The organism is Wenyingzhuangia sp. IMCC45574, assembly GCF_054182685.1.
Genome location: NZ_CM135169.1, coordinates 1224381 through 1250568 on the forward strand (window position 1 = coordinate 1224381; position 26188 = coordinate 1250568).

24 protein-coding genes are annotated in these 26188 nt (G+C 32.4%); 22 read left to right on the plus strand and 2 right to left on the minus strand.

The features are described from left to right. The first annotated feature begins 17 nt into the window (after positions 1-17). The 19 genes from ACXHHC_RS05175 (at position 18) to ACXHHC_RS05265 (ending at position 23403) form a co-directional block, all read left to right on the plus strand. Entirely contained in the window at positions 18-494 is a 477-nt protein-coding gene (locus ACXHHC_RS05175) for a DUF2059 domain-containing protein (RefSeq protein WP_458228582.1), read from the plus strand. 148 nt (positions 495-642) lie between these two features. Continuing rightward, the gene (locus ACXHHC_RS05180) at positions 643-3582 is read left to right on the plus strand and encodes a DUF2339 domain-containing protein (protein ID WP_458228583.1); all 2940 of its coding nucleotides are present in this window, start codon (positions 643-645) and stop codon (positions 3580-3582) included. Between the two features lie 86 nt (positions 3583-3668). Further along, complete coding sequence (locus ACXHHC_RS05185; RefSeq protein ID WP_458228584.1) at positions 3669-8486, plus strand: DNA repair ATPase; 4818 nt, start codon at positions 3669-3671, stop codon at positions 8484-8486. Continuing rightward, on the plus strand, positions 8473-8904 hold the full coding sequence (locus tag ACXHHC_RS05190) for a glycine-rich domain-containing protein (protein WP_458228585.1): 432 nt from the start codon (positions 8473-8475) through the stop codon (positions 8902-8904). The genes ACXHHC_RS05185 and ACXHHC_RS05190 overlap by 14 nt, the downstream gene beginning before the upstream one ends. Before the next feature lie 8 nt (positions 8905-8912). Then, positions 8913-9938, plus strand: a complete 1026-nt coding sequence (locus tag ACXHHC_RS05195) for a hypothetical protein (protein WP_458228586.1) — start codon at positions 8913-8915, stop codon at positions 9936-9938. A 23-nt stretch (positions 9939-9961) separates the two neighbouring features. Further along, positions 9962-10513: a DUF4178 domain-containing protein gene (locus tag ACXHHC_RS05200; RefSeq protein ID WP_458228587.1), complete on the plus strand. Its 552-nt coding sequence runs from the start codon at positions 9962-9964 to the stop codon at positions 10511-10513. 25 nt (positions 10514-10538) lie between these two features. Next, entirely contained in the window at positions 10539-11330 is a 792-nt protein-coding gene (locus tag ACXHHC_RS05205) for a hypothetical protein (RefSeq protein ID WP_458228588.1), read from the plus strand. A gap of 26 nt (positions 11331-11356) precedes the next feature. Next, positions 11357-12226 carry a DUF350 domain-containing protein gene (locus ACXHHC_RS05210; protein ID WP_458228589.1) on the plus strand — a complete coding sequence of 290 codons (870 nt, stop codon included), beginning with the start codon at positions 11357-11359 and terminating at the stop codon, positions 12224-12226. A 156-nt stretch (positions 12227-12382) separates the two neighbouring features. Then, positions 12383-13930, plus strand: coding sequence for a polyamine aminopropyltransferase (locus tag ACXHHC_RS05215; protein WP_458228590.1), 1548 nt, complete (start codon positions 12383-12385; stop codon positions 13928-13930). Between the two features lie 91 nt (positions 13931-14021). Further along, positions 14022-14309 (plus strand): S-adenosylmethionine decarboxylase family protein, encoded by a 288-nt coding sequence (locus ACXHHC_RS05220; RefSeq protein WP_458228591.1) that lies wholly within the window; start codon positions 14022-14024, stop codon positions 14307-14309. Continuing rightward, entirely contained in the window at positions 14306-15022 is a 717-nt protein-coding gene (locus tag ACXHHC_RS05225) for a DUF3592 domain-containing protein (RefSeq protein ID WP_458228592.1), read from the plus strand. The genes ACXHHC_RS05220 and ACXHHC_RS05225 overlap by 4 nt, the downstream gene beginning before the upstream one ends. A gap of 14 nt (positions 15023-15036) precedes the next feature. Beyond that, positions 15037-15798 (plus strand): DUF3592 domain-containing protein, encoded by a 762-nt coding sequence (locus ACXHHC_RS05230; protein WP_458228593.1) that lies wholly within the window; start codon positions 15037-15039, stop codon positions 15796-15798. Further along, the gene (locus ACXHHC_RS05235; RefSeq protein WP_458228594.1) at positions 15795-16568 is read left to right on the plus strand and encodes an ion transporter; all 774 of its coding nucleotides are present in this window, start codon (positions 15795-15797) and stop codon (positions 16566-16568) included. Before ACXHHC_RS05230 ends, ACXHHC_RS05235 begins: the two co-directional genes overlap by 4 nt. Then, positions 16565-17116: a rhomboid family intramembrane serine protease gene (locus tag ACXHHC_RS05240; RefSeq protein ID WP_458228595.1), complete on the plus strand. Its 552-nt coding sequence runs from the start codon at positions 16565-16567 to the stop codon at positions 17114-17116. Before ACXHHC_RS05235 ends, ACXHHC_RS05240 begins: the two co-directional genes overlap by 4 nt. 202 nt (positions 17117-17318) lie before the next feature. Further along, the gene (locus ACXHHC_RS05245; protein WP_458228596.1) at positions 17319-18608 is read left to right on the plus strand and encodes a glycoside hydrolase family 117 protein; all 1290 of its coding nucleotides are present in this window, start codon (positions 17319-17321) and stop codon (positions 18606-18608) included. Positions 18609-18790: 182 nt separating this feature from the next. Then, positions 18791-20377, plus strand: a complete 1587-nt coding sequence (locus tag ACXHHC_RS05250; RefSeq protein ID WP_458228597.1) for a peptide chain release factor 3 — start codon at positions 18791-18793, stop codon at positions 20375-20377. A 111-nt stretch (positions 20378-20488) separates the two neighbouring features. Further along, positions 20489-21973, plus strand: coding sequence for a hypothetical protein (locus ACXHHC_RS05255; RefSeq protein ID WP_458228598.1), 1485 nt, complete (start codon positions 20489-20491; stop codon positions 21971-21973). 8 nt (positions 21974-21981) lie between these two features. Beyond that, on the plus strand, positions 21982-22917 hold the full coding sequence (locus tag ACXHHC_RS05260) for a peptidylprolyl isomerase (RefSeq protein ID WP_458228599.1): 936 nt from the start codon (positions 21982-21984) through the stop codon (positions 22915-22917). Between the two features lie 81 nt (positions 22918-22998). After that, positions 22999-23403: a hypothetical protein gene (locus ACXHHC_RS05265; RefSeq protein WP_458228600.1), complete on the plus strand. Its 405-nt coding sequence runs from the start codon at positions 22999-23001 to the stop codon at positions 23401-23403. Between the two features lie 198 nt (positions 23404-23601). Here ACXHHC_RS05265 and ACXHHC_RS05270 read toward each other — a convergent pair whose 3' ends face one another. Then, positions 23602-24429 (minus strand): hypothetical protein, encoded by an 828-nt coding sequence (locus tag ACXHHC_RS05270; RefSeq protein ID WP_458228601.1) that lies wholly within the window; start codon positions 24427-24429, stop codon positions 23602-23604. Positions 24430-24481: 52 nt separating this feature from the next. On the opposite strand from ACXHHC_RS05270, the gene ACXHHC_RS05275 reads away from it, so the two are divergent. After that, positions 24482-24913, plus strand: a complete 432-nt coding sequence (locus ACXHHC_RS05275) for a thiol-disulfide oxidoreductase DCC family protein (protein ID WP_458228602.1) — start codon at positions 24482-24484, stop codon at positions 24911-24913. Between the two features lie 58 nt (positions 24914-24971). Further along, positions 24972-25268 carry a DUF6787 family protein gene (locus ACXHHC_RS05280; protein ID WP_458228603.1) on the plus strand — a complete coding sequence of 99 codons (297 nt, stop codon included), beginning with the start codon at positions 24972-24974 and terminating at the stop codon, positions 25266-25268. On the opposite strand, the gene ACXHHC_RS05285 is transcribed toward ACXHHC_RS05280, so the two are convergent. Beyond that, positions 25265-25549, minus strand: a complete 285-nt coding sequence (locus ACXHHC_RS05285; RefSeq protein ID WP_458228604.1) for a hypothetical protein — start codon at positions 25547-25549, stop codon at positions 25265-25267. The genes ACXHHC_RS05280 and ACXHHC_RS05285 overlap by 4 nt on opposite strands. Positions 25550-25569: 20 nt before the next feature. On the opposite strand from ACXHHC_RS05285, the gene ACXHHC_RS05290 reads away from it, so the two are divergent. After that, complete coding sequence (locus ACXHHC_RS05290) at positions 25570-26184, plus strand: NUDIX hydrolase (protein WP_458228605.1); 615 nt, start codon at positions 25570-25572, stop codon at positions 26182-26184. Positions 26185-26188: the final 4 nt, after the last annotated feature.

Here is a 26188-nt window from a genome sequence, read left to right on the forward strand (position 1 = left end):
TTTTTAAAAAAAATATCATGAAAAAACAAATTATACTAATCACAATCATAACTCTTTTCACTTTTAAAGCAAACGCACAAGATAAGAGTGAAGCTATTAAAGAATTGTTTGAAGTAATGCAAATAGAAAAAATGACTTCAAAAATTTTAGATAATATGTTACCTGCTATGCAACAACAAGGGAAACAATTATTTAAGGACGAAAAAAAACAAGACAAATACAACACGTATATGCAATTTGTGATGGAGGAAGCTAAAAAAACGACGGTATCATTAGCCAAAGATGACATGCCCGCCATCTATGCTAAACATTTTTCTGTAGAAGAAATTAAAGATTTAACCAACTTTTACAAGACTGCTACTGGAAAGAAAATGTTAGAAAAAACTCCAGAAATCACTAAGGACATGATGCAGATTATGATGCAAAAACAAATGCCACAATTTCAACAAAAGATTATGACTAAAATCCAGGAGTTGAAGAAGACAGAGGCATAATGAGCAGCTAATCTCTATAAAATATTAAAGCAGACTCCCCCCACAGAACAGCAATATAAAATTATTGTCCCCCTTAAGTCTTAAAAAGTTAAGAATATAGCTACGCATAGTAGCTATATCAAAACCGACAAAACTTCAACTAAGTTTTATGAAAAATCATGACGAAATAATTAAGAATCTCTTTAAGCGAATAGAAGAGTTAGAATACAGACACAAAAAAGAAATTCAAATCTTAAAAAATGAAATTAATGATTTGAAAAGTATCGATGGTGATAGTGTTACTCTTGATAACTCTATCCGTAAAGAGCAAGCGATTATTCCTGATGTTAAACCTAAAGAAGTAAAGAAGCCCTCTCACATTACAGAAAACACAATTAAAGCTACATATTCAGTAATTAAAAAAGAAGAATTAAAAACTGTAGCAGCCAAAAAGCCTTCATTTTTAAGTCTAAAGGTTAAAGAATTTTTAGCACCTTTAAATGAAGGACTAGAGCTATTCTTAGATGCATACTCAAAATACAAGAAAGAAGGAAAGTTACCTATCTTCTTAATGACTATAGCAGGTATTATTGCTATTTTATTTGGTTTTGGATATTTAATGCAACTCACATTTAACAACTTAGGTATCTATCAAACAATTGCAAAAATAGGTATTGGTTTTATTTCTTCTATTATACTAGCAACAATTGGTATTCGAATATCTGCAAAAGACAAAGCATTAAACGAATATGGATCATCTTTGATAAGTCTTAGCATAATTATTAACTATCTCATGATATATTTCATGTCTGATTTAGGTAATTTCCCTGTTTTGTCCTCTGGTATTATAGGTTTTGTACTTATCTGTTTAAACACCTTAATTTCTATATATTTATCTATAAGGTATAATTCTAAGGTAATATCCGTAATCTCATTGATAGGAGGTGCTTTTGCACCAATGTATTTAAACGCAATGGGAGATGGAGATCTTTACTACCTATATTTATGGCTTTTAGGACTAGGCTCTTTTTACACATCTACAAAACAACAATGGAAAGAACTAAACTACATTACATATGTAATTATTATTGGTTGTTTGGAATTTATGGTCTTTAAACACTCTACTAATTCTATTATTTACGCTGTTTACTACCATCTTTTTTCTTACTTATTTTTCTATATAGCATTGTTTGATAATTTTAAGCTAAAAAACAATCTTGAGAAATCTGACCTTATTATTTTAGCAAGTAGTTTAAGTATTTTCCTATACAACCTATACACTGCTTTCGAAAACAATCTTCCTACATTAGGAATTATATACACATCTAATGCAATCCTGTTTTCTGGATTTACAATAGTAAAATGGAAGAAGCTAAATAGTGATAACAAACTTACTTTATTCATTGTAATAGGAGCACTTATCGGCTTAGCTATTCCTTCTATTTTTGGACAAAAATTAATGGGCTTATTCTGGTCTATTGAAGCTCTAACTCTTGTCATATTTGGTTTTCGTTTTTCTTTATCTACCATTAGAAAAGAAGGATATATTTTACTTTGCATTGCCTTTTTCAAACTAATATACAGTAGTCTAGAAATAGTTAACAACTGGAATAATACATTATGGCATGCTGGCTTCTTAAACTACATAATTTTAGGAGCAGTATTAACATCTATGTGGTTTTTAGGCAAAAAACACTTCTCGACTCTTTTAAGTTTTGAAAGAAAATTATACCAATACACCCAAGAGATTGTTCCTTTATGGATTGGCTCTGTTTATTATATAGTAGGATACCATGTAATGAATGATTGGATATTTACTCTAGCTTTTATTCCTTTATTTGGCTTTATATTATGGAAAAAACACTTTAATACAAAAGCAACAGACATTTTTGGTTTGTTTAATTTATTAATCTACATAGGCTTCTTTTCTTTATCAATGTTAAATGCATATTCTTATCATTTTTCTGATCAAGATTTACCTACACAAATAGCAATAGTTCAATTTTTAGGAATACTTTGGCTCTTAAAATCTTTTTATAAAAAATTTAAAATCAACCATACCAAAACATTCAATTTAACAAAAGGTTTCAGAATAATTTTCTTTTGTATACTACCTTTAATAATAATTAGTACGGTTAAAAGAAATGCTTTTGATTTTATAGAATTAGGTTTTTGGGCAAGTAGTTTGGTTACGTATGTATTATTTAAAAAATTAAAATACCATGCATTAAAAATTGAATTTTACCTTCTATCTTCATTATCTCTTGCATTTTGTTTTTTAGAGAATGATCCTACAGGGTTTATTGGAGGTATCTTTTTTATTAGTTGTATTATATTCTCAGAAAAGGCTATCAACTATACTAAATTAAGTGAATCACAATTTAAAAACTATATTAATATACTTCCGTTCACATCGGTCTTATTGATAGGCTATTTAATTTTCTCACTAAAAAAGGAATATTTAGCATTGAGCTTTAGCATCCCTTCTTTATCATTAATCCTAATGGCTTTTTTTTATAATCAACTTGGGTTTATTAAAGAAAATTATAAAATAGCAATATCGCTTAGTCTTATTTCAAATCTGTTTGGACTGTTTTGTTTATTAATCTACGACTCTTCCATATCCTTGATTATTTCAATAATCAATATCAGTTTATGTGCTATTATACTCAACAATAGGAGAAAATGGTTTTCAAAACTTTATGGAAGAAAGTGGAATCAAATCATGGTTTTCCATCAAGGTCAATGCATTATTATCACAAGCTTAATTCTTGTATTTTTCAACATCGATTTAGATGGACCTATCACCTCTATATTGCTAGCAACTCACGCTGTTATTATACTATTTGTTGCCATGAAAAATCAAATTAAAATTTTAAATAAAATTTCCTTAGTGCTATTCGCCTCTACTCTCTTAAAAATTATTTTTAATGACATTAGCGACTTTAAAACCTTCGAAAAAATTATTGTTCTTATAATCATTGGTATCATTTTACTAAGTGCTTCATACGGATATGTTAAGCTATCTAAGTATTTCCAGAATACATTAAAAGAACCAGAATTAAATAACAGCTCTAAAGATTTATTAACAAATCAAGAACTGAAGTGACAAAAAAAATCAAAAATAAAATCTATTTAAAAGTGAATTATTCAAACATCTTGATTGTTAATTCAAACCTATAATACGGATCATCAATGCAAAACACTGCTATACAATTAGAAGGAGGAACCTACGAAATCATTCAAAATCGATTGCAAAAACACAAAACCGATTTGGTGGAGCGTTTACAAACCTTAAACCACAATAGAAAAGAGGTTTTTGGTGCTGTAGAAACCAAATTGATAGCGAATGATAGAATCAACACAGAAAACAGCTGTATTGCCAGAGACATTGTCTCTTTAGGTAACACATGCCTGCTTGGTTACAACGTACACTTTGGTTTGCGTTCGGAAATTAAGCTAGAAGATGTTTTTAGTGTTTATAAATTTAAAGACAATCGTTTTCAGCTACAAGACCTAAGTTTTATAAACCAAGAATTGTTTATAACCGATTTTAAAAACCTTTACAAATACTACCGAAATACTTTTTTCTCCAAGTTTATGCTAACGGAGCAATACCTATACATGGTATTTCAAATAGGAGAAAAGGTAAACGATATAAAAACGTTTAAATGGCTGGTAAAAAACAATCAGATAACGTACATAGACAACCGAAGCGATCATGAATACACCTTCCCTAGTCAACACGAGTTTAGATGGCAAGAGGTTAATTACGATAACTTTAGATATGGAGACCACCCACATGTATCTATTTTAGACAAGGTTTTTGTAGAAACCGTTGGTGGCGATTTAACCATTAAAATAGAAGACAATTCAGCATCGGGAAAAGGAATTTACAACGAACCTGTAACTCACAAAGATCAAACCTTAGAAGATGCACAGTTTAGATATGCCGATTTAGGAAACTTAACCGTTTTAGAAATTGTTCCCTACCAAGAAACAGCTCGTTACTTTGTCTACAATCACAAAGTACAAGAAGTAGCCAGAATTCAGAGTATAGAAGATACTGCGGTTTTACTACCAGACAGTCAGGGTCTAATATTTCCAGAAGGATATTACTTACAAACAGGAACTTTAAAGAAGTTTGACAAAGTAATTGACGATGTTAAATTTCAAAAGCGAGTAGCCTCTCCCAACGGAGAAGACTATTTGTATGTTTTTTACGAAGAAAAGGAAGGTGATTACGTGTTAATGCATTATAATATTATTGAACAAACCATTAGCACTCCTATTTTCTGTAACGGATTTACCATTTTAGAAAACGGGGAACTGTCTTATTTTAAGGCAGAATCGGAAGCTACCAAGCATCACGTTATTCAAATTTGGCAAACTCCATTCTCTAAAAACGTACAAGTAAATAACGAAAATAGCGACTCACTATTATTTAAAATAGGAAACAAGGATATTGTAAAAGCCATGGCAGAGTGCCAGGAAATTATCACCTTACTTAACAAAGAAGATAATTACGATGGTTTGTATGATGATATTTCTAAACAGTCTACCGATGTTTTAGATTCTTATTACTGGATAAATGAAGCCGAAACAAGCAACCTAGACCTTCCATTAAACGAACTAAAGTCTACAGCCAATGCTGCTATTGGAGAATTTGAAAAAGTTGTTCAATTAAAGAAAATAGCTTTTGAGGCTACCGAGAATTTAGAAAGAGAAATAGAAGCCCTTTTTAACAACATAAAACACAGCACTTTTAATTCTATTGATGATTTTGTTCAGTTGTTAACCAATCTTAGAGCATCGCAAGGAAATACCATTGCTTTAAAAGAAACACGTTACATTCATTTAGACAGATTGGATGAAATTACCGAACGTATTAAAGAACAAACCGACAGAATTTCTAGACGTTGTGTTACTTTTTTACTCGATGCAAAAGCCCTGATTACTTACCAACAAAGAATCACAGAAAAAGAAGCCATTCTTGCATCGTTACAAAAAGTAATTGATGGTAAATCTTTAGAAAAAGACATCAACCAAATAAGTAATGATTTAGAACTCTTAGTAGATATTGTAAACAATTTAGATATTGAAGACACCTCCCACTCTACTAAAATTATTGATAATATTTCGCTGTTGTTTGCAGAAATCAATCAATTAAAAGCTGGTGTTAAGAGAAAAGTACAAGAACTAAACGCAAGCGAAAGTAAAGCGGATTTTGTTGCGCAATTAAAATTGTTCGATCAAAGTATTATCAATTTTATAGACATTGCCAATACTCCAGAAAAGTGTGATGAATACTTAACAAAACTCTCTGTTCAACTAGAAGAGTTAGAAGGTAAGTTTGCAGATTTTGACGAATATATTACCGAAATCATCACCAAACGAGAGGAAGTTTACAGTGCTTTTGAAAACCGGAAAAACTCGCTTATTGAAGCTCGTAATAAAAAGGGATTGGCCTTACAAAGTGCAGCAGAGCGTATTTTAAAAAGTGTACATAAAAAAGCGGCTACATTTAAATCTGAAGAAGAGATACACGGATATTTTGCTTCTGATTTAATGGTAAGCAAACTTCATAATATTGTTGAGCAACTCCAAGAGTTAGAAGAAACAGGAAAAGCTGAAACGCTACAAACCAACCTTAAATCTGCCAAAGAAGAAGTTATTCGTAAGCTAAAAGATACGTTAGACTTATACGAAGATGGAGAGAATGTAATTAAGTTTGGAAGCCACAAATTTGGGGTTAACAAACAACCTTTAGACCTAAATATTGTAAACAAAAACGGGAAGTTATACTTCCACTTAACAGGTACCGATTTTTACGAATTGATAGAAAACAAAAGCCTAAACAACTCTAAAGAAATTTGGAATCAGGATTTAATTTCTGAAAACAACGAAGTTTACCGAGCAGAATACTTGGCTTATAAAACCTATCAGAAGTTTGGTTTGCAATATTTACTAAATCAATCTCCAGAAAATTTAACGGAAATTGTTAAAAAAGAAAGCAACGAAAACTATACCGAAGGTTACGTAAAAGGGGTACACGATTTAGATGCATCACTTATTCTTAAAAACTGGATTTATACAGAGAATGCTTTGCAATTATTACGCTTTACTCCTACTGTTCGTGCCAAAGCTCAGTTTTTTTGGTTTGAATTGGAAGAAGCCATCAAAACAGATTTGGCTCAAAAAATTAAAGCTACCGGAGCTATTTTAAATGTATTTCCTAACGCTACAGAATACGAAGTTTGCATAGAAACCATTTTACAATACCTACCAGAAGAAGACGAACAGATTGCTAACTACTTGTTCCACCAATTAAAAGAAAATGATGCATTTACAGTAAGTCAACAAGCGATTGATTTAAAGAGCGAATTCATTAGTTTTTTACAGAGCAATCAGGCTTGGAGCCATTTTGAACAAAGCCTGCACCAGTTCTCTATTTTACAAGATAAGATTTCTCTTTGCAGACAATGGTTACAAGCATACTGTACCAACCAAAACCAAGAAGCTAGTTTCTACACAGAAGAAACGTCTGCCTTGCTGTTATTTACACACAGTTTACCTAACACCAAAGCAAACCCGGTAATTACCATCAACAACCTAAAAGGAGATCATGCGGTTATAAAAGAAGGGATTTATACGTTTAACTACTTTAAGTTTGTAGAAAAGCTAAAAAGCTATCAAGAAAATACCATTCAACAATACAAAACTTTTAGAGAAGCTAAAAAACAAGTTATTAGTCAACAAAAGAAAGCGTTAAAGTTAAACGAATTCAAACCCAAAGTTTTATCATCTTTTGTAAGAAACAAGCTAATTGACCAAGTATACTTACCTCTATTTGGAGATAATTTATCCAAACAATTAGGAACTATAGGAGAGAATAAACGTACCGACAGAATGGGAATGTTATTATTAATTTCGCCTCCAGGTTACGGTAAAACAACGTTAATGGAATATATTTCCGAACGTTTGGGATTGATTTTTATGAAAATAAACGGACCTGCAATTGGTCACGAAATTACTTCTGTAGACCCAATGGCAGCTACCAATTCTGCTACCAAACAAGAATTAGAAAAACTAAATCTGGCTTTTGAAATGGGGAACAATGTAATGCTATATTTAGACGATATTCAACACTGCAACCCCGAATTCTTACAGAAGTTTATTTCATTGGCAGATGGTCAGCGAAAAATTGAGGGAGTCTACAATGGAGTTACCAAAACCTACGACTTTAAAGACAAAAAGTTCTGTGTGATAATGGCGGGGAATCCCTATACAGAAAGTGGAGATAAATTTAGAATTCCAGATATGTTAGCCAACCGTGCTGACATTTATAACTTAGGAGATGTAATTGGAGAAACTGCAGATTTGTTTAAATTAAGTTTAATTGAAAATGCACTAACCTCTAACAATACACTTAGACAGTTAAGTAGCAAGAGTTTTGAAGATATTTACACAATCATCAATCATATTGAACAAAACAGTTCTGATAGCTTAGACTTAAAAGGAAATCATACGCAACAAGAAATTAGCGATTACATTTCTGTATTAGAAAAGGTAATTACGTTAAGAAACACCGTAGTTAAAGTAAACGAACAGTATATTAAATCTGCTGCTATGGAAGATGCGTATCGTACCGAACCAAGTTTTAAACTACAAGGTTCGTATAGAGACATGGGGAAACTAACTGCAAAAGTAGTTCCAATTATGAACAACAAAGAATTAGACACCTTATTGCTAAGTCATTACGAGAGTGAGTCTCAAACCCTAACCTCTGCCGCAGAAGCAAACTTGTTAAAATATAAGGAAATGAACAATTCTTTGTCTAACGAAGAATTGGAGCGTTGGAAAGTAATTAAAGAGACATTTGTAAAAAACAACAAGTTAAAAGGTTTTGGAAACCAAAACGAAATGGCTCAAGTGTTACAGCAACTAATGGATTTTTCTGATAATTTAGAAGGAATTAAGAATGTTTTAAAAAATGGGTTTGAGAAAAATTAACACAGAAACAGATAATATAGACTGTATGTATAACTCTATACATACCAATATTCCTATTTATTTTAAAAAAATAGAAGCTATAACTAACGAGTACAACGTTTCTAAGGAGATTTTAACAAAGGAACTTCTTAAGTATTTAATAATTACCGCAAAAAGCCCCCAGACTACAAGTCCATCATATATAGTAGATTTAGCATGGCACGAACTCATTCTTTTCACACGGTATTATGAAAAATTTTGCACCAAAAATTTTGATAGATTTATTCATCACACACCAAGTGAAAATGAAAATCCTGAAATTTATGAATATACTTTAAAACAATATCAACTGTTATTCAACACAGCTCCAAAAGAGATTTGGTATAGAAATAATTCTTTTAATTTGAACGATATAAACTGTGGTGCCTGTCACAACTAAAAATTGGTATGTATTTAGAAAATAGAATTAGCGTAGATCCGTCTGAAATCACTAAGATTGAGAAAAAAGAACCTACTAAGGCTTTTAAAAGACTCTTATTTAAACTCACTAACGGAGTCATTGCTGACAAAAAAGAAGTAGAAACTTTTACCGCAATAAGTATATTACAACAATTAAATGCTGTATTTAGAGATTTAGGAATTAAAAATATTATTAGAATTACACACGATGAAATTGATTTCTATCATGACAAAGAAGGAAAAAAAGACGACTTAAAATTTGCCTTTGACAAGTATGAAATTGAGATAAATGAAGCAATGTCTATGCTGTTTGAAAAAATAGAACTTGCACTGGAACATAAAGACGAAAATTTTAAATACCTCATTGAAATCTCAATTAACAGAACCCATAAAATTGGAGATTATCCAATTGACATCAAAATATTTGGTTTGTTTAAAAAGAATTTTCATTCGTCAATAGGTCGGGAAGGGATTGAAAATGCAACTGAAGGACAAGTAGCCTTTGATGTATTTAAAAACAAAAAAAGCCAACAATTTGAAAGCTTTTGTGACGACATCATTTTTGAACTTAAAAAACAAGTTAAAATTGATCAAATATATTCCGATTTAAAAACCAAAATCGTTTTACCTAAAAAGAAATCAAGTTACAGAAAAGCAAGCTCTAGTGGTTCTGCTGTTGAAATTGACTACTTTGGGTTTGATAGCTACTTAATAGATCTATTTATTTGGTCTGAAATACTACATGTCAATTCTTTGAGCATTGAAAATATTTACTTTGAAAACGAACTGGGAGAAGAACTAGGCTACTCAGAAACAATAAACACAAATACTGATGCATTTGATGCGGAATCTGACACATATATAGACAGCCTTATACATGAAACAGATACGATTACTACTACAACAGACTCTAGTTGGGGAGATTGGTTCTCGTCAGATAGCGACTCTAGCACATGGAGTTCATGTAGCTCTTGCAGTTCATGTTCTAGTTGCTCATCATGTGGAGGAGATTAAAAAATTAAACAAAACATAAAATCATGGGAATATTCGACTTTTTTAAAAAGAAAGAAACAGAACGACACTTTGACCCACTGAATATCAAAGTATCGGACATAGAAAAAAATTATTTATTTGAATACAAATTAGAGACCTGGATGGTAACTGCCATGTTCGAATACGATTGGGGTGACAATTACTTTACTCGTGAATTTGTAGTGGTAAATGGAGACAAAAAAAGGTGTTTAGAAATAGAAGACGATGGCGGCCTAATTGTTACATGGTCCAAAGATCTTAAACTAAGAAAATTAGGAAGTCATGTTACCAATCATATAGACAGCAACAACGAACCTCCTAAAGAAATTGTGTACGAAGGTACACTGTACTATTTAGAAGAAAAATCTTCGGGTTATAGTAGAAATGTAGAAACGGACAATTGGGAAGAATTAATTTCTTTTGATTATGCAGATGAAGACGAAGAAAAAACACTTTGTATTGTCCAATATGGAGATCATGAATTTGAGGCATCTATAGGTAAAACCATTAAAGAAACCGATATTAGCAATATACTGCCTGCAGCACAAGAGAATTAATATCTTTGAACAAAACAAGAACACAATGAAAACAATCCATTTTCTAAGTTTTTTTCTAGCCACTTTTCTATTCATTTCCTGTGGCTCTGAGAGAAAAAAATATGTAAAATCTCCTATAGATAATATCATCACCCAATATATAGATGAACAAAACTACAGCGTGATTCTAGCCGACATGAATTATGATGAAAATCAAGATGCATATTTTCATAAATATAAAATTGTAGTTCCTAAAGGAACTGCAGAAAACGAAACGGACTTTAACATTACTACTTCCGACTGGAAAAAGGTTTCTCCTGTTGTGTTTGAACAGTACCAGAACGATTTGGGAATGACGATTCTTTCTAAAAAAGACGGTGTTTTAGACAAAAAATCTGCACCTGCAGGTTATGACAATTATGTGGGGAACAAAAAATACGGCCACTGGAAAACCGATTCTAGAGGGACTTCTTTTTGGGAATTCTACGGTCAATACGCTTTTATGCGCTCTTTATTTGGTTGGGGTTCTGGATACAGGTATTACAGGGATGATTATAGATACTACGGTTACTACAGAGGAAGAAGTAACTACTACGGTAGAAACAATTCTTTTGGTACAAGCACATATAAAAACAGCAACTCTACATGGTCTAGCAAACCTAGAACCTTTAAACAGCGAGTGCAAAGCAAAGTAAAAAGAAGTGCTGCTGCTCAAAAATCTAAAGGGTATTCCTCTACTAAAAGTTACGGAAATTCGAACCAAAAAACATACAGAAACAACGATAGATACAACAGTAGTTCTTCTTACAGATCTAGAAGTGGTGGCTATGGAAAATAATTAGATAAGACCTAAAAAGCATTAAAATGAACGAATATTTAGATTACACAGGGTGGTTACATTCAGGGGGATATATACTCGCTGGTTTGATTATTTTTATCATTGGAAAGATACTTTTTAAAGTTACACATCCATCTACCAATATTAAAAACGAGTTGGTAGAAAAAGACAATTTTGCTTTTATTATTTCCTATGTAGGATATTTTATAGGACTGTTAATTTCTATTGGCGGAAGTATTATTGGAGAAAGCTATGGCTTTTGGATAGACATAGAACATATTTTTATATACGGAATTATAGCTATTGTACTATTACAGATTTCTACTTTAATTGCAAACAAGTTAATACTACCTAAGTTCGATCTAAAAAAAGAAATTATTACCGATCAGAACGAAGGAACAGGAGTTATAGAAGCAACTATATACATAGTAAACGGACTTATTTTATATGGTGCCCTAATTGGAGAGTCTGTAACTTTATTAGAAGGAATTAGCACTTTTATTGCCTACTGGGCTATAGGTAATGTAATGCTTATTATTACTTCTAAAATTTATACTCTATGGGTAAATTACAATATTCACGATGAAATAGAAAAAGACAATGTGGCTGCAGGTATTGCTTTTGCCGGAGCTCTTTTAGCAATTGGAATTATTATTATGAATTCATTAATTGCTCCTTTTGAAGACTGGACAACAACTGTAACAGACGTTTCTGTACAAATGGTATTGGCTACAGTCCTATTGCCTGTAATGCGCTTTTTTGCTGATAAAATTCTATTACCCGGACAAAAACTAACAGATGAAATTGTACATCAAGAAAAACCGAATTTAGGAGCGGGATTGGTAGAAGCTTTTGCCTATGCTGGATCTGCAATTCTAATTTCTTGGTGTTTGTAATATCTGGTTCTCGACTCCGATCGAACACCTTAAACTATGGTCATCGAGCGGAGTCGAGATGTAGCAAGCAACAATTACAAACACTAAAAACCAATAGATAAAACTAATTAACTTTCAATGCATATAGCCTAAAGCTTATTGCCAATTGCAATAAAAATGAACTTCTTTAAAAAAAACTCGTTTGTACTAAAAGCCGCAATTTTCGCAACTGGTTTTGCAGGAATTGTAGCTGAGTATATTTTATCTACCCTTGCAACCTACTTTATTGGAAACTCTATATTCCAATGGACCATGATTGTATCTCTTATGCTATTCTGTATGGGGTTGGGTAGTAGATGGAGCAAAAGAATCCATAAAAACCTTATTCAGAATTTTCTTTTATTAGAGGTTTCACTTTCATTATTGGTTGCTTTTTCGTCTGTACTAGTATACACCCTAGCAGCTTTTACGGAACTATACACTGTAGTAATTTACCTATTAAGCATGCTTGTTGGTTTGTTAATTGGGTTAGAAATTCCTCTAGTGGTAAGAATTAATAAAGAGTACGAGGATCTAAAAAGCAACATCTCTTCTATTTTAGAGAAAGACTACTACGGAAGTCTACTAGGAGGTGTATTTTTTGCCTTTATAGGTCTTCCCATTTTAGGACTAACCTATACTCCTTTTGTTTTAGGGATTATCAACTTTTTAGTTGCCATCATAGTACTGTTCCGTTTTAAGGATAAAATACGAACCAAACAATACAAGCGTTTGCAAGGAGTTCTTGCTACTGTTTTTATCATACTAATCTCTGGGGTTTTGGTTACCAAACCTATCATTCAGTGGGGAGAACAAAAGAAATACAAAGACAAAATTATTTTCTCGGAACAAACCAAATACCAAAAAATTGTAATTACCGAATGGAAAAATGAACACTGGCTCTATTTAAATGGAAACCTACAATTCTGTTCTATTGATGAGAAAATGTATCACGAGCCTTTGGTTCACCCTATTATGAACCTTCATCAGCATCCGCAAAGAGTTCTAATACTTGGTGGTGGAGACGGTTGTGCAGTTCGTGAAATTTTAAAATACCCTTCTGTAGAAAAAATAGACTTGGTAGATTTAGATGCTAAAATGACTGAACTAGGAAAGAACCATCCTGTTTTATTAGACATTAACCAAGGTAGCTTAAACACAAAAAAAGTAAACATCTACAACCAAGATGCTTATATTTTCTTAGAGCAAAACACACTAGACTTTTACGATGTTATTATTGCCGATTTACCCGATCCTAGAAACATAGAACTAGGAAGGTTATACTCTAAAGAATTCTACACGCTTTGCAACAGAAAATTAAGACCTAACGGTTTTATTATTACCCAAGCAGGGAGTCCTTATTTTGCTACCAAAGCCTACGAATGTATTAACAAAACAATGACAGATGCTGGTTTTACCACCACCAAACTCCACAATCAGGTAATTTCCATGGGAGAATGGGGTTGGGTTTTAGGAAGTAAAAAAATTAAAGATGTAGCTACCTTAAAAGATAAATTACAGTCTTTAAGGTTTCATAAAACCAAATGGATTAACAACGAAGCAATGCAGTTAATTACCTCTTTTGGAAAAGATTTTTATAAAACAAAAGATAGTATAGAAGTAAACAGTGTGCACAACCCTGTATTGTACCAATACTATTTAAAAGGGAATTGGGACTTGTATTAACGTTTATTTGTTGACTAGTTTATGCGTGTATTCGTCTACACGATTCAACAAAAAACGAATAAACCATAAATACATACACAACGGAATGAAAATGGAATACAAAAAAACAGAAGCAAACATATACAACTACCAGTTTTGGACAGAAGTTACAAATCCTTCTGTTTTAAAAAACACCTACGATATCCTTTTAAAACAAGTAGGCTTCACCATTCTACAATTCAGCGAGCATCACTTTCCAGAACAAGGCTACACATGTTTTTGGTTGTTAGCAGAAAGTCATTTAGCCATACACACCTTTCCAGAAAGCGGTAAGAGTTACATAGAATTAAGTAGTTGTAATAAAGAAAAACTGGAGAATTTTAAAGCTCTTGTTATATGATAAATTCTAAGTTGCTACACAAAAGTTATGCTACAATACTTCTTAAATCTTTTGTATTCAGAATAGGTGTTGTTTTTACATTAGTAAGTTTATATTTTATAGTAACAAATATTCAATTTTACCATTTCACAAAAGAAATTTCATTATTATTTAGTTCAAAAAATACAAAAGCGAGTATCGTTGGTACTGAATTCTACTCAAGAAAAACCTTCACTACCTATTATATATTCGATGAAGACCCCAATCTTTACGTAAACACTACGTATTTTAAAAAGCCATTAAAAGAAGGTAGTCTTATTAATATCCTTTACAACCCTAATAATCCTAGTCACAACAAAGCTATTAATGGAAAAAACAATCCTAGTAGTATTTATTTCCTCCCCCTTGTCTCTTTACTTGTAGGTTGTATTTTATTATTAATCAGTACTAGCAGCATTGTTAAAATTCATTCCATACTAAAGAATGGTAGACTTACCAAAGCCACATTCATACAATACAGAAAAACTGATTACGATGGTTATTTAGAAACCAAATTTGAATACTTTGACCATCGTAAAAAACGCCATCTCTTAACTTTTGAAACCAATAAATTAAAAAGAATTACAGACGAAGAAGAAGAGCATCTAATTTACAACATGCTTAAACCTGAAAATGCTTTATTGGTAGATGCACTTCCTTTAGAATTAAGTCAGCATATCAAACAAAACTTCTAGCCTCAACAATCCCTATGCAAAAAGAAATCTATCAACAATTACCAACTATACAAAAGTTGTTAATATATCTTAAACCCACTACAATTTTCGGTATTATTTTTACCGTATTTGGTCTTGTATTTTGCTTTGTTTTCTTAAAAGGTTTCGACATCAATGAAATCGTAAAAATGAACGGAGAATTGAAAGAAACCAAAGGTGTAATTACCAATATATACGAAACCAATCTATCTGTTAACGAACGTTTAATTCTGGAATACGAATATAACTACGAGGTTAACAACGAAAAATACATTTGGAAATCATACAAGTATGAAACACAAGCGCAAATTGGTGATTCTATTTCTGTAGAATACAATATTGATGCTCCTGAATACAGTGTAATTAAAAATTACAATTATTTTAAAGGAGGTTTTGAACTGCTGTTTGTGTTAATTTTTCCTGTGGTAGGAATTGCAATCATCATCTTCCCTTTCCATAAAGGAAAAAAGCACTTAGCCATTATTAAAAATGGTATCCTAACCTATGGTACATTTTCTCACCAAGAGGCAACTATGGTACAAGTCAACGATCAAAGAGTCTACGCTTTGTTCTTTAAATACGAAGACAAATACAACAAAGAGCACATCGCAAAAGTAAAAACACACCTAACACATAGATTAAGAGATGATGAAAAAGAATTAATTATTTACAATAAGTTAGACACTACAAAGGCTTTACTGGTAGACGACCTATCTAGACCTTTGGCTAAATTTATTAAGAAAAACTGGGTAAGATGAAACAAAAAATTGGGAACTTTATAAATCACAATTCATATTTTATAAAATTTATATACGGATTAATTGTATGTAATGTCTGTGCTATTATTCTTCATTCTTATAGGAATTTAGAACAACAATATAGCTTCTATTTTAATGCTTTTGAAGTATTTACAGTTGCCATTTTTACTATTGAATATCTTTTAAGAATCTGGATTTCTGACATTACAAAAGAAAACAAAAGAGAGCGTATTAATTTTGCTTTTTCTACCCTAGGTATTATTGATTTGATTGCTATTATTCCGTTCTATTTACCTTTTATATTCCCCTTTGATTTAAGGATTATAAGAATTCTAAGATTGTTTAGACTTCTACGTATTTTTAAATTAAGTAGGTATTCTAAATCATTAAAAACCATTAGATATATTTTTAAAGAAGTTAAAGAAGAGCTTTCTATTACGGTCTTTGTTACTTTTGTTTTAATGGTGCTATCCTCTACCTTAATGTTCTACATAGAACACGATGAACAACCAGAACAATTTGCCAACATAGGCGATGCTTTTTGGTGGGCTATTGCAACCTTAACAACTGTAGGTTATGGAGATGTATACCCTATAACTCCTTGGGGTAAATTACTTAGCGGAATTATTGCGCTTATAGGTATCGGTTTTGTTGCCTTACCAACAGGTATCATTAGCTCTGCTTTTATTGATAAAATTCAAGAAGACAAGAAACTAAAAATTAATACCTGTAATTGCCCTCACTGTGGTAAAGAAATAAACAAATTATGATGAATTTAGACTACACCAAACAAATTTTTGGTTTTATTGCCATCCTATACCTAGTGTGGTTATTAGATATTTTCTTACCTCTTTCTCGTTTTGGAATCATTCCTAGAACGCAACGTGGAATTATTGGAATTGTAACATCTCCCTTTTTGCACGCAAACATACGTCACCTATTATCTAATACACTGCCTTTAATGGTGCTACTGGTTGTACTTTACTCCTTTTACCCTAAAAAAGCGATGGGAGTTATTCTAATATCTGTACTACTGGGTGGTCTTTTGGTCTGGATATTTGGTAGAAGTGCCAACCATATTGGTGCCAGTGGATTAATTTACGGTTTGGCAGCTTTTTTAATTGCAAACGGTATTATGGAGCAAAAATTCATTCCGCTACTTATTTCTATTGCCGTAGCCGTTATTTATGGCGGATTATTTTGGGGACTATTTCCATCTTACCGCACCTATATTTCTTGGGAGGCCCATTTATTTGGTGCTGTAGCTGGTGTGATTGCTGTTTATGTATTAAAAAATGTAAAAGAAGTAATAAGCTAACCTTCAACTTAAAATATATTTTCGGAAAAAAACAATTCAATTTCGGAAACGTTTCCTGTAGAAAAATACATTATGGAAACGTTTCCGATTTTGTTTTTCGCAAAACATATGGATTAAATAGAAAAAAAAGCTGAAATTTAGGTATAAAACAAAAAATCCAACCATTCATTTCACTTTAATTATTTAAAATTTTAAAAGAAACATGAAGTTATTTAGTAACATCAACAAAGTTATTTTAGCCTTAGCTATTTCAAGTTTAGGTATTTCTTGTCAGCAACAAACTAACGAGAAAGAAGTGGCTTTAGAACAAAAGGAAAGCAAACCTTTCCCTTATGCCTTGCCAAAGGAGAAACCAAATATTAAAATGAGTATCGCTACAGAGCGTATGTACGATTATCCTGCTCCTAGAGTTCAGGATAACGAACTATATTCCTTATTTAAATATACTAAATTAAAAGGGTTAGATTATAACGGTGGAGATGGTACAGTGTCTCGTAGAGATCCTACTAGGCCTATTAAAGTTGGAGATACTTACTATGTTTGGTATACAAAACGCCATACTATTGTACCTCCTATTGGTTGGAGCAATGCTGCCAAAGCTACGGACAAAATCCCTTCTACAGACTGGGATTTAGCTGAAGTATGGTATGCAACTTCTAAAGATGGTTTTAACTGGGAAGAGCAAGGTGTAGCCATTAAAAGACCAGAAAAGCCAAAATCAGGTTGGAGATCTGTTTGTACTCCAGAAATCTTAGTTTGGAAAGGAAAATACTATTTATACTACCAAGCATTTGACGAACCAAGTGGTTTAAAAGGAGATTTATGTCCTGTATCTATTTCATATGCAGATTCTCCAAACGGTCCTTGGACTCATGGTGGAGATGCAGTTATTCCTTTTGGAAAAGAAGGAGAATGGGATCACAAGGCAACACACGACCCTTTTCCAATTGTACATAACGGAAAAATTTATGTGTACTATAAATCTGCATTTAACAAATGGCCAGACAGAAGAAAAGAATATGTTGTAGGTCATGGTTTAGCAATGGCAGATGATCCATTAGGACCTTACACAAAACATCCATTGAATCCGGTAAACACTTCGGGACACGAAACAACTTATTTCCCATACAAAGAAGGTATCGCATCAATTATTTACAAAGATGGTAACGATAGGGAAACTGTACAATATGCAGCAGATGGTGTAAACTTTAAAATTATGTCTAAAATTTCTTTAGTTCCTATTGCAGGTGGACCTTATACTCCAGATGCATTTACAGATACTAAAGATGGTAGAGGAATTACTTGGGGATTCTCTCACTTTATAAATGCAGGAAGCAAAGGAAAACAATATTCAATCATCGCTAGGTTCGATTGTGACTTAAGTAGAGACTACGATGAGAAAGCCTATAAACAATCAGGGGTATGGCACAAACCAGACGTTTACTTTAAACAAGGTTTGGGTAACCTAAGACATCATCCGGAAGGAAGATAATTAAGTAGTTTTTTAACATTTATCTAAACAGGCATTCTGAATTATAGTAGGAATGCTTGTTTTTTTATGCCATAATTTTAAGCTTCTTTTCATTCCTTAAATTGTCTTAATCCCAGATTGCTAATTGCTAATTGAAAGTGTATCTTTGCCATCCTTAATTTATCGATTTTTAAATCAACCGAATGGCATTTTTAGAAGAAATTAAACGTAGACGTACTTTTGGAATTATCTCTCACCCCGATGCAGGTAAAACAACTTTAACAGAAAAACTCTTACTTTTTGGAGGAGCCATTAGTGAAGCAGGAGCAGTAAAGAGTAACAAAGTAAAAAAAGGAGCTACTTCGGATTTTATGGAAATTGAACGTCAGCGTGGTATTTCCGTTGCTACATCGGTATTGGCATTTAATTATAAAGATCGTAAAATTAACATTCTAGATACACCTGGTCACAAAGACTTTGCAGAAGATACTTTTAGAACGTTAACTGCTGTTGACTCAGTAATTGTAGTTATCGATGTTGCCAAAGGTGTAGAGCCTCAAACAGAAAAATTAGTAGAGGTATGTAGAATGCGTAAAATTCCTATGATTGTCTTTATTAACAAGCTAGACCGTGAAGGGAAAGATGCTTTTGATTTATTAGACGAAGTAGAGCAAAAACTAGGGTTAACTACCACTCCCCTTTCCTTTCCTATTGGTATGGGATACGACTTTCAGGGAATTTATAACATTTGGGATCGAAAAATTAATTTATTCTCTGGAGACAACAAACAAACCGTTTCTGCTGGGGTAGAGTTTACAGACATTAGCGTTCCCGAATTGGATGAAATGATTGGTGAAACTGCTGCAGATACTTTGAGAGAAGAAATTGAAATGGTAGAAGAAATCTATCCAACTTTTAACCAAGAAGAATATATTAAAGGAGATTTACAACCTGTATTTTTTGGATCTGCCTTAAACAATTTTGGTGTTAAAGAATTACTAGATTGTTTTATAGAAATTGCTCCAGATCCTCAACCTAAACAAGCTGAAGAACGTTTGATTGAGTCTACAGAAAATAAACTAACCGGATTTGTATTTAAAATACATGCCAATATGGACCCTAAGCACAGAGACCGTTTGGCCTTTGTGAAAATTGTATCGGGTACATTTAAAAGAAATGCTCCTTACTTACATGTAAGAAACGGTAAGAAAATGAAGTTCTCTAGCCCAAATGCATTTTTTGCAGAGAAAAAAGAAATCGTAGACGAATCGTACCCAGGAGACATTGTTGGTTTGCACGATACAGGTAACTTTAAAATTGGAGATACTTTAACCGAAGGAGAATTGATTAACTTTAAAGGAATTCCAAGTTTCTCTCCAGAACATTTCCGTTATGTAAACAATGCAGACCCGTTAAAAGCCAAACAGTTATACAAAGGACTAGATCAGTTAATGGACGAAGGTGTTGCTCAGTTATTTACTTTGGAACTAAATGGGCGTAAAATTATTGGAACCGTAGGAGCACTTCAGTACGAAGTAATTCAATACCGTTTAGAACACGAATACGGAGCTAAATGTACCTATGAAAACCTAAACATGCACAAAGTATGTTGGGTAGAAGAAGGTGATAATAAAGAAGAGTTTAAAGAATTTAAACGTGTTAAACAACGTTATTTGGCAAAGGACAAACAAGGTCAATTGGTCTTTTTAGCAGATTCTGCGTTTACCATACAAATGACTCAGGATAAATACAAATCGGTAAAACTACACTTTACTAGTGAGTTTAAATAAAATGTAATGTTTAAAAAGTTCCTTTTAAGTCTTGTTTTTTTTATTTCTTGTTCATTGCATGCGCAAGAAAAAAGCAATACTAACTTTCCTATATACTCCCTAAAGAATAAAGTGAGTATAAATTACATGCGACTTAAGGTTCCTTTGAATATTGGAAATGCTCACGATGAATCTATGGGATTGGCTGGTTTACATTATCTAATCCCCGTTAATCAAAAATTTTACGCAGGATTCAATACACATGCAGCCTTATTTGGAGATCAAGGAGGATTATTTACTTTAGGGATAGAGGCAGGAATTACTCAAAGTTTATATCACAATCTTTTTTTAAATGCCAGTATAAATATTGGTGGTGGAGGTGGTTATAGAGACTTAATCAATAAAGGTGGATACTATAACCCTAATATTGGTCTTTTATATAATTTTAATAAAGTTAGCTTAGGAGTTCAGTATAGTTATTTCGATTTTTACTCTGGACATATTAGAGACAATTCTCTTTCGTTTGTTTTACAAATTCCAACAGAGATAAAAATCTCTAAGTATCACCAGAAAAGTAAACTATATAAATATCCTACGAACTACAAAAGCACCAAAAAGAACTCGTTTAGTGTTAAACTAGATCAATACCTGCCTTTTGGGAAGACCAGAAAGGATAGAGAGCAAAACAGTGAATTACTTAGAAATACACTTTACTTAGTTGGTTTTGAGTATCAAAACTACATTAATGACAAGACTTTTTTCTTTGTTCATACAGATGCTGTTTACAGTGGTTTAGTAGCTGGTTTTATGGATGTTTTTGGTGGAATAGGCTATGAACCTATCCAAACTAAATATTTTAATATTTTCACCAAATTAGGTATTGGTGCTGCTGGTGGTAGAGTAAGAGCAGAAGGCGGTGCAACTATTTACCCGTCAGCAGGAATAGACTATCATATCTCTCAAAAAACGTCTGTATTTGCCCATGCTGGATATACAAAAGCTTTAGATGGATATTTTGAAGCCTATACTTTTGGTGGCGGAATAAAATTGAATTCTATTCCAAATGAATTTTATAGAACAAAACCTATCAATATAAAAACGAATAGTGTACGTTTAAGTATTCAGCATCAAACTTACTTTAATGTAAAACGAATTATTCGAACCCCTTTAAATCAATTACATCTTTTAGCATTACAAGTAAATTATAATATTTCTAAAAATGTTTATTTAATTGGACAAGCTGCTTTTGCTTACGAATCTGGATACGAAGGTACTCCCTACACTAAACACGATGGAGTCATTTATAGAAACTTTGAAGGCTCTGGAGGTTATGCTGATGGAATGGTAGGACTTGGTGTTTATTCCCCTATATTTGCAACTGAAAAATTCCAGCCTTTTGCTGAAATTTTAGTAGGTGCAGGTGGTGGTGCAGGAATAGATACAGGGGGTGGAATCCTCTCTAAAATTAAAATAGGTAGTTATTACAAACTTAATTCCTATTTATCTCTATTAGTGTCTGGAGGAAAAGTAGTTTCTCCTTTTGCTAATGTAAATTCTAATAATGTAAACATTGGTTTAAGCGTAGATTTCTCTACTCTTAAAACCGTTTTTAAATAAAAGAAAGAATGAACAACGGATTGTACGCAAAATTTAACACCTCTAAAGGTGCTATTTTAGTAAACCTAGAATTTGAAAAAACTCCTGGAACTGTAGGTAACTTTGTTGCTTTGGCAGAAGGAAACATGGAAAACGATGCTAAGCCTCAAGGAACTCCTTACTACAATGGTTTAAAATTCCACCGTGTTATTGCAGATTTTATGATTCAAGGAGGGTGTCCTCAAGGAACTGGAACAGGAAACCCTGGATATGCTTTTGATGATGAAATTGTAGCAGAATTAAAACACGATGCTCCTGGAAAGTTATCTATGGCAAACGCAGGACCTGGAACAAACGGTTCTCAGTTCTTTATTACACATGTGGCAACACCATGGTTAGATGGTAAACACACTGTTTTTGGTAGTGTTGTAGAAGGACAAGATATAGTAGATGCTATTGAACAAGAAGATATAATAGAATCTTTAGAAATTGTTCGTGTAGGTGAAGCTGCTGAAAAATTTAATGCAATTGAATCTTTTAGAACTTTTGAAGGTGCTAGAGAAGCTAGAATTAAAGAAGAAGCAGCAGCTAAAGAACAAGAATTAGAAAAATTAGCTGCTGGATACGACAAAACAGAAAGCGGTTTACGTTATAAAATTATTCAGGCTAGTGGATCTGGAGAGAAAGCAGCAAAAGGGAAAATGGTTTCTGTACACTACAAAGGACAATTACCTGATGGAACTGTTTTTGACTCTTCTTACAAAAGAAAAGAGCCAATTGAATTTGCTTTAGGAGTTGGACAAGTAATTTCTGGTTGGGATGAAGGAATTCAATTATTAGACGTAGGAGATAAAGCTCGTTTGGTAATCCCTTCTGATTTAGGATATGGTTCTCGTGGTGCAGGTGGAGTAATTCCTCCAAACGCAACCTTAATATTTGATGTTGAATTGGTAAAGGTTAAATAAGCCTTGCCTATCTAAATAACAAAAAACGTTCAGCTTTGAGTTGAACGTTTTTTTTACTTCTCTATTTTTAATACACTTACTATGGATGCTACAATAAAAAACTACATTTCTAACACCTTACATAAACTAGCTATTATTGAAGAGGCTGATATTGCTTATGAAAATGTGGAGCTATATCAATTTCAGAAAGCATATGAGAACGGGGTGCCCTTTAAAAAACAAAATGGAGAACGCTATGCAATTGCATTGCTAAATGCAATTACATTAGAAAGTGCTTCTAAAATTGCTAGAGAACTTAAAAAGAATAAAAACCTTAGCTTAAAAGGACTTACTCAGTTAGTAGACAGTCATCGTTTAAAATGTTATATAGAGGGTACGTCTCCATCGTATAATACTTGGAAAAGTGGAGATATTGGAGTTGTTTTCATCACCTATTCTGATGAAAAGAGAGAAATAATTCCTAATTTTATTAATGAGTCTATATAAGCTATTCGCTACGCTTCTACACTTATTCCTTTTAAACTAAAGCTTTGCAACAAGATACCTATTAAGATTATATTTTTAATAATATACTGACCGAGTAAGGTTAAACACATGGGGTGTGTAAATATTTTTTCAGAAAAAAAGCCATAGAAGTATTTCTTTCTATGACTTTAAATTTTAAAAAAAGTTTAATATCGTTGGTTAGAACAATCTAAACCTACCTCCTATTAACAAGGTTCCTTGCAAGAAAGTAAAGTCTTGAGAAGCAGTATCTGCTTTACTTTGTGTAGTTCTTATATCAGGCATATTTATGTATCCTCCTCTTAAATCTGTTTGGATAAAGAAATGCTTGTAGATTACAAAATTGAATCCGAATTGAGCATGAATTCCATACCCCGCCAAATGAAAGTCGTCGTGTCTTTCTTTACTTAATAAAGTAGAATTTGTCTTAGGTAACAAAGCCCCTGCTCCTATTCCCTCGGTTAAATTAATTCTAAAATTCTCGGTATGAATTCCTAAGTCTTCAGAAATATCATCAAACCTGTTGATAGATACATGTATGTAATTTAACCCATCCGTATGTTCAAACTGCAAAAAGTCTTGAGTTTGTTTGATAATATCATCAGTGTAAACATTATCAAAAATACCTCCCGTATTAATTTCTCCATTAATAGTTAATGCTTGGTCCTGTACAGTTACATATTTCATGTGATCTAACCCTAAAACAACACTATAGTTTTCGTGAAAAAAATATCCAATTGCCGCATTCGTTTGAGGTAGTGAAATATTAGCAGGGTTCAGGTATTTATTTACCGAAAAAGGAATTTGTTTATCCTTAGCTGCTACATCTTTTAATGTAAAATTATAATCGTCTCCTTTAAACGTAATATCTGATGCTGAATATTTAGCTCTATTCCATCCCCAATACGCATAAAACTTTCCTTTATTAGATAACTTACTGCTTTTTTCTTGACCTTTTACAGAAACCGATACTAGCAGCACTGCAATAAATACTTTAAAAAATTTCATGGACTTATTGATTATCTTTGTTAAAAAATTGGGGCAAATTTAACAAATCAAAATGGATAAGAACCTTAACACGATTAAAGAAATTGTAAAAAAACACCCTATTGTCTTTTTTGATGGAATTTGCAACCTATGCAATACCTCTATCCAGCTTATTATAAAAAATGACCGCAAAAACAAATTCCTTTTTACTCAACTTCAATCAGATAAGGTAAAAGAGTTTTTAAGACAGCAAGAAGAAGATTTTAGCAATACTGATTCTATTCTACTAGTTACACCTAAGAAGATATATACAAAGTCTAGTGCAGCTCTAAAAATTGCGAAAGATCTAAAAGGTTTTTATCCCTTACTTTATATCTTTTACATTATTCCAAAACCTATTAGAGATGTTATATACGATTTGATTGCTAAAAACAGATATAAGTGGTTTGGCAAAGAAGAAAGCTGTATGATACCTACTGCAACACTAAAAAATAAATTTTTATAAATTTCATTGGTTCTAATTCTTTAATATCTACTATTTTTGCCCACAAATCTAAATGTACATGGAGAAACTAAGACAACGTTGGGAATTAAAATCTAACTGGGGTATTTTAGCAATTATTGTTGCCTTTAGTATCAATGGATCTTTTGCAGCTTTTATTGTTAGGCCTATTTTAAAACTTATAGGAGTTTCTAAAGAAAACCTAAATATTGTCATTTATTACATCCTATACTTAGTGCCTGTATTTATTGTTTACCAATTTACACTTCCATATTCTGGTTGGTTGGTTGGCCAATATAAATTCTTTAAAAACATGCAACACAAAATGTTGGTTAGAATGAAAATGAAAAAAGATTAACTTTCTTTTTCTTCTTTTTCTTCTTTGTCAAAGAATATACTTAAAATCCAAGTAACCGTAAACGTTGGGAAAATGTCTGTAAAAGGCAATGCCTCTTCTACAAACCCTACAACAGCTGTATATTTAGAAATAGTATTCTTAAACACCTTGGTTATTAAATAAGCAGACAAAGGAGCCCATACAATATCTATATACTCTGCAACTCCTGGTATAAAGTACGATACTACTCCTACCAAATCTAACACTATACTTAATACTAATTTTTTATATTTAGACTTCATATTTCAAAAATATACAATAGGTGGAGTTTGAACAATTCATTTCTAAAATAGATTTATTAAAAAACGGTAAATTACCTGGGATTGACGCTCATAAGCTCTTAGCTCCCTTACAACGTCCTGTTTTTGACAAATATAACACTCCAGAAAATGCCAGATTAGCTGCAGTCCTAATTTTAATATACCCAGACGAAAAGAATAAAACATCCATTTTACTTACCAAGAGAGCTAGTTACAACGGAAAACACAGCAATCAAATTAGTTTTCCAGGAGGTAAAAAAGAAAAAGAAGATGCTAATTTACAAACAACTGCCATAAGAGAAACTCAAGAAGAAGTAGGTATAGAGAATGTTACTATGGTAAAGGAAATGACCAACATTTATATTCCTCCCAGTAACTTTAGTGTAAACCCCTATATGGGATTTATAAAGGAACCTCCAGCATTTTTACCCAACCACGAAGTTTCGCAAATTATTCAATTCCCTGTCGAAGAGCTACTCAATCCAAACACAGTAAATGTATTTGACAATAGCAGCCTAAAAAACATTCCCTGTTTTAATTATAATGGGCATATTATTTGGGGAGCAACTGCTATGATACTAAGCGAAGTAAAAGAACTGTTAAAAACTAGCTTTTAGGTAT